This is a genomic window from Perspicuibacillus lycopersici (assembly GCF_025660475.1).
GTDB lineage: Bacteria > Bacillota > Bacilli > Bacillales > Caldibacillaceae > Perspicuibacillus > Perspicuibacillus lycopersici.
On record NZ_JAOUSF010000004.1, the window covers coordinates 98,901 to 111,826 of the forward strand.

At 37.8% G+C, this 12,926-nt stretch carries 14 protein-coding genes and 1 riboswitch; of the genes, 12 read left to right on the top strand and 2 right to left on the bottom strand.

Features of this window, described 5'->3' with window-relative positions; translation table 11 throughout:
• Positions 1–147: 147 nt before the first annotated feature.
• From OEV98_RS12610 to OEV98_RS12630, 5 genes are all read left to right on the top strand, one after another.
• Positions 148–1,092, top strand: coding sequence for a WD40/YVTN/BNR-like repeat-containing protein (locus OEV98_RS12610; protein WP_263073660.1), 945 nt, complete (start codon positions 148–150; stop codon positions 1,090–1,092).
• Positions 1,073–1,936 carry a hypothetical protein gene (locus tag OEV98_RS12615; protein ID WP_263073661.1) on the top strand — a complete coding sequence of 288 codons (864 nt, stop codon included), beginning with the start codon at positions 1,073–1,075 and terminating at the stop codon, positions 1,934–1,936. Before OEV98_RS12610 ends, OEV98_RS12615 begins: the two co-directional genes overlap by 20 nt.
• A 157-nt stretch (positions 1,937–2,093) precedes the next feature.
• Entirely contained in the window at positions 2,094–2,711 is a 618-nt protein-coding gene (locus OEV98_RS12620; protein WP_263073662.1) for an HD domain-containing protein, read from the top strand.
• A 12-nt stretch (positions 2,712–2,723) separates the two neighbouring features.
• Positions 2,724–3,575: a DUF2785 domain-containing protein gene (locus OEV98_RS12625; protein WP_263073663.1), complete on the top strand. Its 852-nt coding sequence runs from the start codon at positions 2,724–2,726 to the stop codon at positions 3,573–3,575.
• A 300-nt stretch (positions 3,576–3,875) separates the two neighbouring features.
• Complete coding sequence (locus OEV98_RS12630) at positions 3,876–4,421, top strand: GbsR/MarR family transcriptional regulator (protein ID WP_263073664.1); 546 nt, start codon at positions 3,876–3,878, stop codon at positions 4,419–4,421.
• Positions 4,422–4,485: 64 nt separating this feature from the next.
• Here the strand turns inward: OEV98_RS12630 and OEV98_RS12635 are convergent, their stop codons facing one another.
• On the bottom strand, positions 4,486–4,980 hold the full coding sequence (locus OEV98_RS12635; protein WP_263073665.1) for a GbsR/MarR family transcriptional regulator: 495 nt from the start codon (positions 4,978–4,980) through the stop codon (positions 4,486–4,488).
• 311 nt (positions 4,981–5,291) lie between these two features.
• On the opposite strand from OEV98_RS12635, the gene OEV98_RS12640 reads away from it, so the two are divergent.
• The 7 genes from OEV98_RS12640 to thiE all read left to right on the top strand — a co-directional run bounded on the left by OEV98_RS12640 (position 5,292) and on the right by thiE (position 11,677).
• The gene (locus tag OEV98_RS12640) at positions 5,292–6,482 is read left to right on the top strand and encodes a quaternary amine ABC transporter ATP-binding protein (protein ID WP_263073666.1); all 1,191 of its coding nucleotides are present in this window, start codon (positions 5,292–5,294) and stop codon (positions 6,480–6,482) included.
• 1 nt (position 6,483) lies between these two features.
• Entirely contained in the window at positions 6,484–7,341 is an 858-nt protein-coding gene (locus OEV98_RS12645; protein WP_317633817.1) for an ABC transporter permease, read from the top strand.
• Positions 7,342–7,406: 65 nt separating this feature from the next.
• A complete protein-coding gene (locus OEV98_RS12650; protein WP_407676511.1) occupies positions 7,407–8,285 on the top strand; it encodes a glycine betaine ABC transporter substrate-binding protein in 879 nt (292 codons plus the stop codon).
• An 88-nt stretch (positions 8,286–8,373) separates the two neighbouring features.
• Positions 8,374–8,482, top strand: a riboswitch (TPP riboswitch).
• A gap of 106 nt (positions 8,483–8,588) precedes the next feature.
• Positions 8,589–9,350: a 3-oxoacyl-ACP reductase gene (locus OEV98_RS12655; RefSeq protein ID WP_263073667.1), complete on the top strand. Its 762-nt coding sequence runs from the start codon at positions 8,589–8,591 to the stop codon at positions 9,348–9,350.
• A 24-nt stretch (positions 9,351–9,374) separates the two neighbouring features.
• Positions 9,375–10,181: a hydroxyethylthiazole kinase gene (gene thiM / locus OEV98_RS12660; RefSeq protein ID WP_263073668.1), complete on the top strand. Its 807-nt coding sequence runs from the start codon at positions 9,375–9,377 to the stop codon at positions 10,179–10,181.
• Between the two features lie 12 nt (positions 10,182–10,193).
• Positions 10,194–11,009, top strand: a complete 816-nt coding sequence (gene thiD, locus OEV98_RS12665; RefSeq protein ID WP_263073669.1) for a bifunctional hydroxymethylpyrimidine kinase/phosphomethylpyrimidine kinase — start codon at positions 10,194–10,196, stop codon at positions 11,007–11,009.
• Positions 11,006–11,677: a thiamine phosphate synthase gene (gene thiE, locus OEV98_RS12670; RefSeq protein WP_263073670.1), complete on the top strand. Its 672-nt coding sequence runs from the start codon at positions 11,006–11,008 to the stop codon at positions 11,675–11,677. Before thiD ends, thiE begins: the two co-directional genes overlap by 4 nt.
• Before the next feature lie 114 nt (positions 11,678–11,791).
• Here thiE and OEV98_RS12675 read toward each other — a convergent pair whose 3' ends face one another.
• Positions 11,792–12,916, bottom strand: coding sequence for a GerAB/ArcD/ProY family transporter (locus OEV98_RS12675; RefSeq protein ID WP_263073671.1), 1,125 nt, complete (start codon positions 12,914–12,916; stop codon positions 11,792–11,794).
• Between the last annotated feature and the right edge of the window lie 10 nt (positions 12,917–12,926).

Sequence of the window (12,926 nt, forward strand, 5' to 3'; positions counted from 1 at the left end):
TATTCCAGCAAAGGATAAAGGGCTGGTGGCAATTGGTGGAGCTTGCGATGGCTGACTTTGATATTAATCGTTTAATGGCACTACTAAAGCTATTACCGGAAATAAAGAATGCATTAATAAAGTAATTGTACATAAGGGGTCCTATTGATGAAAAATTTTATCCTTGGCGTATCCTGTTTCATGATGATTGCCCTTATTGTTGCGTTAGTTTTTTATGAGAAGCAAACGGACTCTACAAAGCAAGGGTTTGATCCGACAATGGAGGAGCAGCTGTTACAAAATATACCGCAAACACCACAAATCGAGAAATTACGGCCAATAAACAATGAAAGAATAAGCTATACGCTTCAAAAGGAACAGTTAAACATTACGTTCAATCAGGGAAAGGATTGGCAAACCGTTCCGATAGATAAGGAGCTATTATTTAACGGCGAGTACATTGGAAACGAGCAACAGTTGATAGATGGTAGCTATATCCTAACGGAAACGCGAGTTGCGTTTTTATACTCGGATGGTTCCAACTGGGAAAATCAAACTATCCACCTGCTTTATTCGCTAGATCAAGGTAAAACATGGGAAAATGCAACAGTGAGCGAACAATATCCTACCATAAGGTTTCGAAAGGTAGATTTTGTAACGGACACTTTTGGCTATGTCATTATTTCTGGTGACCGAACGATGTCTTCGGAACTATCCGATGTCTTTTTAACCTTTGATGGGGGAAAAAGCTGGAAGGAAACAACGAATTCCGGAGTAACAAGATTAATTTATGATGGTGGGTTTATTAATGAATCAATAGGTTTTCTATCCTATGGCACGATTAATCCAGAGGCACCAGATCTTTATGTGACAGAAGATGGCGGGAATTCTTGGCATTCTGCTGTGGTAAATATCCCAGAAAACTATGATAGAATTTTTGTGTCTGCAGAAGTACCAACAATCGAGGGGGATCATTTGGCAATGTTAGTTAATCAAGGGCCGAATGGAGATTATTTAGGTGGAAAAGTGAAAGGGAAATTTCTCTCCACTGATAACGGTAAAACATGGGAATTTTCTATGGAGGTAAATCCAGATGAAACAGAAGCGGAATAAATTAATGAAACTCGTGGGATGGATATTTTTCCTATTCGCGCTTGCTTTTTTCTGTTTGCAAATGGGTTATTTATTCGTCCATAGCCGATATCAAGTAGAGTATATTGATAACCGGCTGTTCTATATAATCAATATTTTTTGTGTGCTCTGTTTAATAGTAGCAATTTTTATTTTACTGACACTCACGAAAAAGATCCGAATCGCACTATCCAGTGTTGCCCTTCTATTTATTATTGTGAATACATGGTTACTCATCAAGAGTAACCAACAAATAAAAAATATTACTAGTATTTCTCCTGATTGGGTGCAAGTATTCTCTATTAAAGAAGATGTTGCAAGTGGAGAGGCGATGTATTATCGCTCCTATTATGGAATTTTAGGTCGTGCAAAAGAAAGATTATCCTTCTATCCGCAAGAGGAGGTAAAGCTAGAATGGCTAGCAAATGATATTGCTGCTGTTACCTATAAGGCAGAAGATCAAACACTACAGCAGTTTATCGCAACGTATGGAGATCGTGGTAGTGGTAGGTCCTATTATTATGTAGGAGCGGAAATGCATGGTAGCTGGCAAGCAGATGATTCGAAGGTAATTAGTGACACAGAAGGTATTTCGATTATAGAAAATGGCAAAACCGAATGGTTTCCATGGGATAATATCGTTCAGTTTGGCACATTAGCAGTAGTATTAATGAAAAATAGTGAAGCAGCCTGGACAATTGCATTAGATGAAAATTTTGAGGTTCATTCCGAAGCATTAGTGCCTACTACCGGAAATATTATTTTGTATAAAGCAACAATGGAACAAACAGATCCGATCGTTCTCCGCTGTGAAGACGAATATTAAACGAAGCATGCAATGGTATGGTAATTTGTTTAGTACCCCATGGTGGTGGATATTGTATGTAAAGTAAAGTGGATCGTCATTATCGGCGATCTTTTTTTAATGTTCTAATTTCTTATAGTGAAATAGTGATAAAATGGAGAAAAAAGGATGGTCTTGTATGGAACAGCTGAAACGAGTACTGGAAATAGTAAAACTTGGAGAAAAATTAAAGATGGAAATGCGCCATAGTTGGTTATCAAATGGCCGTCGAGAAAGCGTGGCAGAGCATACTTGGCGACTTAGCTTGCTTGCGATGGCAATAGAACCATATCTTACCGAAAAGGTGAACAGCGAAAAACTATTAAAAATGATTATTATCCATGATTTAGTAGAAGCATATGCGACAGATATCCCAGCATTTGATACATTACAAAATCCGGAATTAAAAGCAGAAAAACAAAAAAATGAAGTGGCAGCAATCGAGAAGATTCGTCAAACTTTAGGTGATGAAAATGGTCAAGTCTTTTATGACCTTTGGTTTGAGTTTGAGCATAAAGAAAGCTATGAAGCAAAAGTAGCAAATGCACTAGATAAACTGGAGGCACAAATCCAGCATAATGAGGCAAGCATTGATACATGGTTACCGATTGAACAGGAAATGATCTACCAGATTGGAAAACATACAGACTTCGATCCAGTTTTAACAAAGTTTAAAAACTTAATAGAAGCAGAAGGGGAAGAAAAATTACAACAGGCAGGAATCAATACGGAAAAACTAAACCAGGTAGCACAATAAGGGGAAACAATTATGAGCAAATTATTAAAGGAAGTTCCATTGGCGGCAAATGAGCTAAAAATCGTTCTAACCGCAGTAAAAAATGGAGAAAAAAACTGGAAAGACGAACAAAAGGATACCATTGTCCGGTCCATGCTGGAACATATTGGCTCAACAGACAGTGAGCTAAGAGATCTATTAATTTACCAAATGTTTTACGAACTAATCATCCATAATCAACTCGAGAATGAGCGATTGAGCAAAATACTAGAATACTGTCTCTCGGAACAGCTATTGTTTAAAGGAATTGGAGAAGTAGGAACCGATACAGTATTCACTAGGTCATTCACGACACTTGTTATTGCTCTTATCATTTATCGGGATAATGCGGATAATTTTTTATCTAAGGAAAAGCTAGAGGAGACGAGGAATAAATTGCTCCATTATATCGACTTAGAAAAAGATGTAAGGGGCTTTGTGCCAGAAAAAGGTTGGGCACATAGTATTGCTCATGCTGCGGATGCGTTTGATGAGCTTGTAAAAAACAGGAAAATCAAACCAATGTACTATTTTAATATTTTACATGCAATTTGGAATAAGATCGATTGTTCCACTAGTGTGTATATCCATGATGAAGATGAAAGAATGATAAATCCGATAATTGCCATGTTAACAAAGGGGTTGCCAGTAGAAGCGATCGAACAGTTGCTGCAGCAATTACCAGAGAAACTAAGCAATCATCAGAAGCAACTAGAGGAAGAAAACTATTGGTTTCTTGTAGCTAATTGGAAATCCTTTTTAAAAAGCTTTTATATGAAACTTATAGATTATCCACAGTGGGGTTCCTTGCAGCAGTTAATTATTAAACATCTATTAGATATGTAGTGATAAATTAGATATGTAGTGATAAATATACTATGACGTTCAAAAAAGTTTTCTTCCCTCCTATATTTCATGGTAACTATTAACAATGATTTAGTAAGGAAAATTGCTGTGAAGATAATCGAATAGATGATGAACAAATAGTCACACATAAAAAAGTAAAGATGACTAATGTAACACCTTTATATCGGGGGAAATAAACTAAAATTATTTGCTTTCTCCATTTGCTTATTGCAAATTCGCATATTTTAATTAATAATGATAAACTATTGACACAGATTATAGTAGGTGGAGGGACATTCGTTGTCTGAGGATAAGGATACAAAGAATTGGGAAAAGCATGAACAGACTATTGATATTTTTATACAAGCAATCGCGAAAAATATGAACCTGTATGGAATTAACCCTTCTGTTGGCAGATTATATGGGGCATTATATTTTGCGGACGAACCAATGACCTTGGATGATATGCGGGAAGCTCTTTCGATGAGTAAAACAAGCATGTCCACAGGGGTACGCTTGTTATCGGATATAAAGATGGTGGAATCCATTTATAAAAAAGGGATTCGCAAAGACTTATATCAATCGGAGGAAGATTGGTATAAATCATTTACTTCATTATTTGGCATTCGTTGGCGCCAACAGACAGAAACCAATATTGAAGAGGCAAATGAGGCAATCGAAAAGCTGGAAAAGCTTATTCAAGAAACCGAAGATGAATCATTAAAAGAAAAAATTAATCGGGATTTAGAAAAGCTACAATACGCAAAGAGCTATTATGATTGGCTGATGAAATTTATTAAAGTAGTGGAATCCGGAGAAATATTTCAATACATTCCGAAAAACTAACAGTAATATGGGATTGAGATTTTAACATGATTACGACATGATAAAATCTACAATCCCATTTTGTTTAATCTTGCTTCATTTTTTTAAACATACCCTCTAGTTCTTCATGGAACTCTAAAATTTCGTGCATTCCTAATTCAAGGTTTGCAAATTCCGTTAAGTTCCCTGCTCCATCCTTTTTCGCCTGCTCAATCATTTTACTTGTTTCCTCTAATGCTTCCTTTTGATGGTAGGTTGCATCGATCCATTTATTCAAATAAAAATTCATAAAAGCTTTGAATAGTTGGTTATTTGCAGCATATAGATCCTTTCGCACCCCTTTTTTCCAAACTTGGGTTACTAAATTTAAATCTAGAAGACTGCGGATATTGGTACTGATTGCCGTTTTGCTCTTACCTAACGCCTCGCCCATTTCATCTAATGTACGCGCCTCATTCGTTAAAAATAAGTAAGCATACAGCCTTGCCTCTAATGAGGTTAATCCAAACAACTGAATCGTCCTTGAGAATTCAATCATAATTTTATTGGTAATATTTTCACTGTAAGAAATATTTTTCATTCCTACCAACCCTCTCTAAACTAAGCGTACAACAAATGAATTCGTATGAAAAATGGGAGGTTGGGTAGGAATTGGGAGGATATTGGAGGAATTAAAAGGATAGTCTTTGTATTTTACGTACAGAATAAACTGTACGTAAAATACATACAAATATAACAATATATAAAGTTTGTACAAATCAATTGGAAGGTATATAGTAATAAAGTAGCAATTGACGGGGAGCTTTTTGAAAATACATAGCAAAATCGAATAAAAGCTGGCATTATGCCGATGATTTTTATTATTGAAGTTAGAAAGAAGAGGTGAAAGCTTTGCCAATCATAGAAGTAAATCAATTAACAAAAGTGTTTGGTAAAAATCCGAAGCAAGCAATAAGCATGCTTAATAAAGGATATGCAAAGGAAGCAATTTTAAAAGAAACGGGAAGTACCGTTGGAGTTAATCGGGCTTCTTTCTCCGTAGAGCCAGGAGAAATTTTTGTCATCATGGGCTTATCGGGGAGTGGGAAATCTACATTAGTTCGATTAATTAATAGATTAATAGAACCAACTGCTGGGTCTATTTTAATCGATGGTGAAGATTTATCGAAAATGGATAAAAAATCACTACTAAAAGTGAGAAGAGAAAAGCTTAGTATGGTCTTTCAAAAGTTTGGATTATTTCCACATCGCACGGTATTAGAAAATGCCGAATTTGGATTAGAAATTCAAAATGTATCGAAAGAGGAACGGAGAAAACAAGCAATTAAAGCATTAGAATTAGTAGGCTTAGGGGACTATGTACATCAAAAACCTGGGCAATTATCCGGTGGAATGCAGCAGCGTGTTGGACTCGCTCGTGCGTTAGCAAACGACCCGAAAATATTATTAATGGATGAGGCATTTTCCGCATTAGATCCACTAATTCGAAAAGAAATGCAAGATGAACTCCTCGATTTACAATCAACCATGCAAAAAACCATTCTTTTTATCACGCATGATTTAGATGAAGCACTACGCCTCGGGGACCGAATTGCCTTAATGAAGGATGGAGCAATTGTGCAAATTGGCACACCTGAGGAAATTTTAGTCAATCCAGCCAATGAATATGTAGAAAAATTTGTAGAAGATGTCGATCGTTCGAAGGTGTTAACTGCTCAGCAAATTATGAAACGGGCAGAAACGATAACACTTGAGAAGCATGGCCCTCGTGTCGCATTAGAGCGGATGCGAGAATCTGGAACATCGATTGTATTTGTAATCGATAACCACCGTAATTTAGTAGGCTATGTAACAGCAGACGATGCATCAGCGGCAAGAAAGAAAGAGAATACGAATTTACGGGATATTATTAAAACCGATGTGCCATCTGTAGAAAAGGATACAACATTAAATGAAATATTCTCCATTATTTATGACTCCCCAGTTCCGGTTGCGGTAATTGAAAACGGAAAATTAATGGGTGTCATTGTCCGCGGTGCGGTTATAGCGGCACTAGCCGGAGACAGGGAGGAGAATAAATAAGATGTTAACAAATTTATTGGACTTTATACCAGAACTTCCAATTGCGGATGCAGCGAAAACTTTTACGGAATGGATGACGGACGCATTTTCGTTCTTATTTGATCCGATTAATAAGCATTTCGGTGACTTTATGGAGTTTGTGGCAGATGATCTATTAATGTCGATACCTCCAGTCATTTTTATTTTACTTGTTGCATTATTAGCATTTTTTGTTTCTGGAAAAAAATTTGGTTTAGCAATATTTTCGATTATTGGTCTTTGGTTAATTGATAATCAAGGGCATTGGGAAGATTTAATGAGTACCGTCACACTTGTATTAATTGCCAGTCTGTTATCGGTCATTATTGGGGTGCCAATTGGGATTCTCATGTCGAAAAACAAGGTAGCGAATGCGGTAATCTCACCAATATTAGATTTCATGCAAACAATGCCAGCCTTTGTTTACCTAATTCCGGCCGTTGCATTTTTCGGAATCGGGATGGTTCCAGGGGTCTTTGCATCCTTAATTTTTGCTACACCACCGACCGTACGATTTACTAACTTAGGTATTCGACAAGTGTCGAAGGAATTAGTAGAAGCAGCAGATGCTTTCGGAAGTACAGGTAGGCAAAAATTATTTAAAGTTGAGCTACCGATGGCGAAAACGACGATTATGGCAGGAATTAATCAAACGGTTATGCTTGCCTTATCAATGGTAGTTATTGCATCGATGATCGGTGCACCAGGACTTGGTAGAGAAGTTCTGTCAGCACTACAACGGGCACAAGTAGGATCCGGATTTGTTGCAGGAATCGGCATTGTCATTTTAGCAATTATTATTGATCGGATCACGCAAACAATTAATAAGAAACATGATTAAAGTTGGCATCTTTTCGGTAGGAAAAGTTCCATATAAAAAATGAAGAAAAGGGGAGAGGAAACATTATGAAATTTAATTGGAAACGTCTAGGAGTTGCCGCAGGGCTTGCCTTATCATTATTTGCCGCAGGTTGTTCATCAGCAGGATCTTCGACAGATGGAAAAAGTGAAGCGAAAAAGATCGAATTAGCTTATGTTGAATGGGATACTGAAGTAGCATCTACACATGTTATTGGGAAAGTATTAGAAGACTTAGGCTATGATGTGACATTGACACCATTGGATAATGCAGTCATGTGGGAAGCTGTTGCAAGTGGGGAAGCAGATGCAATGGTTGCTGCTTGGTTACCTGGAACACATGCTGCACAGCTAGAGCAATATGGTGATAAAATGGTGGATCTAGGGGTAAACCTAGAGGGTGCGAAAATTGGTTTAGTTGTACCAGCATATATGGATGTTGACTCAATTGCAGATTTAACTGATGAAGCAGGAATGAAAATTACTGGCATTGAACCAGGTGCCGGTGTCGTAGCTGCAGCTGAACAAGCATTAGAAGACTATGACAATCTAGCAGACTGGGAAGTCCAAACTTCTTCCAGTGGTGCAATGGCTACTGCATTAGGGCAAGCAATTGAAAATGAAGAGGAAATTGTTGTTACCGGTTGGTCTCCACACTGGAAATTTGGAAAATATGATCTTAAGTATTTAGACGATCCAAAAGGAAGCTTTGGAGAGGCGGAAGAGATTAAAACAATGGCACGTGAAGGCTTAGAGGAAGACCTACCAGAAGCATACAAAGTATTAGATAACTTTTATTGGGAACCAGCTGATATGGAAGAAGTAATGTTGGCAATTCAAGATGGGGAAGATCCTGAGGATGCAGCAGCAGCGTGGGTAGAAGCACATCAAGATATTGTTGAACAATGGACTGAAGATGTCAAATAATCCCAGCTGGCCAAAAATTGTTCGAATAAGAGAAGAAACTTTACATTTTTTTAAAAGAATACTATGATAATAACTAATTAAATAATACTGCAACTACTAGGGGTGCCCAAGTGTTGGGCTGAGAGAAAAACATTGTTTTTTAACCCTTTGGACCTGATCCGGTTAATACCGGCGTAGGAAAGTAGTGAAAAGCCACGAGTAGAAGCTTTTTTTACTTTGGCTATATACCTTTACTATTTTGCTGATTAAAGCCAGGTCCTTTATGGATTCTGGCTTTTTTTATATTTAAAGGAGGAATTTCTAATGAAATTAAATGAGCAAATTGTTCTTGTAACTGGTGGTGCTCGTGGTTTAGGTAAGGAAATTGTTCAATCATTTGCAAAAGAAGGTGCAAAAGTTGTCATCAATTATTACAAAAGTAAAGATTCCGCAAATGCGCTAAAAGAGGAAATTGGCGACAATGCTATCGCAATCCAAGCTGACATAAGAGATGTGCAGCAAGTACAGGCAATGTTTCAGCAGGCGAAAGAATATTTCGGCAGTCCTGTTACAACTATTATTAATAATGCACTAGTAAACTTTCGCTTTGATCCTATTGGAAAAAAGGCGGCAGGTGAGATTACTTGGGATGATTTTCAATTTCAGTTAGAGGGTGCCATCCGTGGGGCATTGCATACTATTCAAGCAGGATTACTAGATATGAAGGAAAATAAATTCGGCAGAATTGTTAACATCGGTACCAATCTATTTCAAAATCCAGTAGTGGCATACCATGATTACACAACAAGTAAGGCAGCATTACTTGGGTTTACGAGAAATATGGCGAAGGAGCTAGGAGCATATGGAATCACGGTAAATATGGTTTCTGGAGGTTTGTTACAAACAACAGATGCCAGCTCTGCTACATCGGAGGAAGTTTTTGAAATCATAAAAGCTTCTACGCCCTTAGGTGTCGTTACTACCCCATTGGATGTAGCTTTAACTGTCCTTTTCTTCGCATCTCCATGGGGAAGTGGTGTAACAGGGCAAAATCTAGTGGTTGATGGCGGATTAGTAATGGATTAATCGCTTATGTGAGGAGGAGAAAAAATGGAGAAACATAAAGTAATAGAAATAGTGAATAGAGTAAGAGAAACAAAGCCACTTATACATAATATGACAAATATTGTAGTAGCGAATTTCACTGCTAATGGTTTATTAGCACTTGGAGCTTCACCTGTGATGGCATCCTATGAGGGAGAAGTAGCAGATATGGCAAAAATTGCAGGTGGACTCCTTTTGAATATTGGCACTATCCACCAACAGGAACTCGATGCGATGATCATTGCAGGAAAATCCGCAAATGTCCATCAAGTTCCTGTCGTATTTGATCCCGTTGGAATTGGTGCAACACCGTATCGAACGATTGCATCAGAAAAAATTCTTCAAGAAGTTAATGTATCTATTATAAGAGGGAATTTAGCAGAAATTTCACAGTTAATTGGTGAACAAGGAGAAATTAAAGGTGTAGATGGGGGAGAAGTATATGGAAATGCCATTGAAATAACAAGGCGGGCAGCAGAGCATTTGCGAGCAGTTGTTATTGCGACAGGGAAAGATGATATTATTTCTGACGGTACAAGAACATTTGTCGTTCACAATGGACATCCGATACTAACAAAGGTGACCGGAACGGGTTGTTTATTGTCCTCGGTTGTTGCTGCGTTTGCGGCTGTTGAAAGGGATTTTGTGCAGGCAGCGGTAGCGGCATTAATCTTTTATGGAGTTGTAGCAGAGGTAGCAGCAGAAAAAACAGTAGCCAACGGGACGGGAAGCTTCCAAATCGAATTTCTCAACCAGCTCTCCAACGTATCGGCAAAGGAAATTGAACAATACGGTTCGTTTGAACAATTATAAGGAGGGACAATTATGGGTTCGGTGTATAAAGCGTTAACTATTGCTGGTTCTGATAGTGGTGGTGGGGCAGGCATTCAAGCAGATTTAAAAACATTTCAGGAGCTACACGTATTTGGTATGAGTGCATTAACGGCAGTGACTGCTCAAAATACGCTCGGGGTTCAAGGGATTTATCCAATGACGCCAGAAGCAGTTGCTGCACAAATCGATTCCGTTGCAAATGATATGGGAACCGATGCACTGAAAACAGGGATGCTTTTTTCAGCTGAGATTATTCAAACGGTGGCAGAGAAAGTCAAGCATTACGGCTGGAAAAACCTTGTCGTCGATCCCGTCATGATTGCGAAAGGTGGTGCCTCATTATTAGTGCAGGAGGCAGTCTACGCATTAAAAACATATTTATTACCATATGCCTATGTAATAACGCCAAATATACCAGAAGCAGAGGTATTAACAGGTGTAAACATTAAAACTTTTAAAGATCGAAAAGAAGCTGCCAAAATCCTGTATGGCCTTGGTGCAAAATATGTAGTGATAAAGGGTGGCCATGATGAAAATCTGGAAAATGCCAGCGATCTTTTATTTGATGGAATCGAATGTTACTCGTTTTCAAATAAACGATTACTTACAAAAAATACCCATGGAACAGGATGCACATTTTCTGCAGCAATTACTGCAGAGCTAGCAAAAGGTGCAGCCGTATTTGAAGCGGTATCTATCGCAAAACAATTTATCACAGCAGCAATTGCACAGGATTTGGAAATCGGGAATGGACATGGACCAACTAATCATTGGGCATATAAACAAAAAGGAGCGGTATCGCAATGACTACAACATTCACGGATGCAAAATTACGGGAGGCATTAAAGGTTTACTTTATTATGGGGAGCATTAATTGTCTGAAATCTCCTGTCGAAGTATTAACGGAAGCAATTTGTGGAGGAATAACAATGTTCCAATTTCGAGAAAAAGGAACAAATGCATTAGTAGGAGAAGAAAAATATGCCCTTGCTGAGGAGCTTCAGTTTATTTGTAAGAAATATAAAATTCCCTTTATTGTAAACGATGATATTGCGTTAGCACAGACCTTAAAGGCTGATGGTGTGCATATCGGACAGGAGGATGATCCAATCCCAGTCGTTCGTGAGCAAATCGGGGATAAAATTCTCGGAGTTTCTGTACATAATGTGGAGGAGGCAAAGATAGCCCTACAAAAAGGTGCAGATTATTTTGGTGTTGGCCCAATATTTCCAACCACTACGAAAGCAGATGCAAAGCCTGCATCAGGTGTAGCAATTTTAACGGAATTACGGATGAAAGGGTATAGCCTTCCGATAGTAGGAATCGGGGGAATCACAGCCAAAAATGCCTCACAAGTAATAAAGGCTGGAGCAGATGGCGTTTCCGTCATTACTGCCATTAGCTTAGCAGATAATATTGTCCATGCGACAAAAGTATTAAATGAAGCAATAATTCAAAACGATAGGAAAAATTAATGGACTATTCAGTGGGTAGTCTTGCCTAAATGGAGCAGGTGTCAAACTCATCATTCTTATTTCCATAAAGGAGTGGAGGCTGACACCATTTCCTTTGATGTTTAGAACGGAAAATTACATACCTTTACTTTGATTATTAGAACGAAAATGATTTTGAACTTTATCAATAATTAAGGTAATAAGCGGAATAATTAGTCCCATAATTAAGGCGTATGGTGGCCAATAAGTGGAATCCCACTTTTGCATATATACGATATTTGGATAAACAATCGTGGAAAAGATACAGGCTAACACACCTAATGGAAAGACGAGTGGACGATACCATTTTACCTTTAAAATCTGCGCTAACCCAAGAACACACGTATAGAAATAAATGGTAGATTTAAAAAAGATGGAGATAACCCAGACACTGGCCATGATCGACTCAATTCTTTCAATAATTTCAAATAAACTAACTGACTTCGCTAGAACATAGCTAGGATAAAGCTGTTTTGCAGTTATAGAAGCGCCTAAAACTAAAATACAGAGTAAAGTAATAACAGTAACCGTAAAAGTACCGATAAAGGAACCAATTAAAATATTCCATTTCGCCTGGCGTGGTTGATTCAGGCTCTTAGGGTAAAACATTAAAAACAAAATTAACGGGAACCCTGCAAAAGAGACAAAGTTAAAAATAGCTTTCGTATGATCAGAGAAACTCGCTTCGAATACAGGCGTTAGTTTTTCTAGTTTGAGCTCAGGCAATAAAAAAATCACGAGCGCAAATAAAAGAAAGAAAAACCAGGTGATTAATAGTTCACCAGTTCTTGCGATGACTTCTAATCCTGCTCGAACAGCAAATATAATAAGCAGGACTAATAAAATATTTAATATTTCAATAGGAGTATCCGTTAAAATTTGTGTTGTAGTGAAGAAGCCAAAATAAGACAGTAGTGTACTAGTTCCAATGAATGCAAAAAAAACATAGAGCATTCCGATAATTTTCCCAACAATCCTACCATATACCTTTTCTAAATATTGGATATACGTTTTACTTCCCATTGCAATCCCACATTTATAAAGAAAGTAGGCATACCCTAAGCATAGAAACATACCGATGATAGAGGATAACCATGCATCCTGCTTTGTTTCAGCAGTCATTCCAGCAGGAGTAACAAGAATGGTGGTCCCTGTTGTAAATAGAATAATTAGTACTGTTAATTGAAAAGGGCTAATTCGAATTTTTATTTTTTCTTCCAACGGAATACCT

Bases quoted from the DNA above. Each gene is read 5' to 3' on its own strand.
- OEV98_RS12610 (WP_263073660.1), top strand. From the start codon at position 148: ATGAAAAATTTTATCCTTGGCGTATCCTGTTTCATGATGATTGCCCTT.
- OEV98_RS12615 (WP_263073661.1), top strand. From the start codon at position 1,073: ATGAAACAGAAGCGGAATAAATTAATGAAACTCGTGGGATGGATATTT.
- OEV98_RS12620 (WP_263073662.1), top strand. From the start codon at position 2,094: ATGGAACAGCTGAAACGAGTACTGGAAATAGTAAAACTTGGAGAAAAA.
- OEV98_RS12625 (WP_263073663.1), top strand. From the start codon at position 2,724: ATGAGCAAATTATTAAAGGAAGTTCCATTGGCGGCAAATGAGCTAAAA.
- OEV98_RS12635 (WP_263073665.1), bottom strand. From the start codon at position 4,980: ATGAAAAATATTTCTTACAGTGAAAATATTACCAATAAAATTATGATT.
- OEV98_RS12645 (WP_317633817.1), top strand. From the start codon at position 6,484: ATGTTAACAAATTTATTGGACTTTATACCAGAACTTCCAATTGCGGAT.
- OEV98_RS12650 (WP_407676511.1), top strand. From the start codon at position 7,407: ATGAAATTTAATTGGAAACGTCTAGGAGTTGCCGCAGGGCTTGCCTTA.
- OEV98_RS12655 (WP_263073667.1), top strand. From the start codon at position 8,589: ATGAAATTAAATGAGCAAATTGTTCTTGTAACTGGTGGTGCTCGTGGT.
- thiM (WP_263073668.1), top strand. From the start codon at position 9,375: ATGGAGAAACATAAAGTAATAGAAATAGTGAATAGAGTAAGAGAAACA.
- thiD (WP_263073669.1), top strand. From the start codon at position 10,194: ATGGGTTCGGTGTATAAAGCGTTAACTATTGCTGGTTCTGATAGTGGT.
- thiE (WP_263073670.1), top strand. From the start codon at position 11,006: ATGACTACAACATTCACGGATGCAAAATTACGGGAGGCATTAAAGGTT.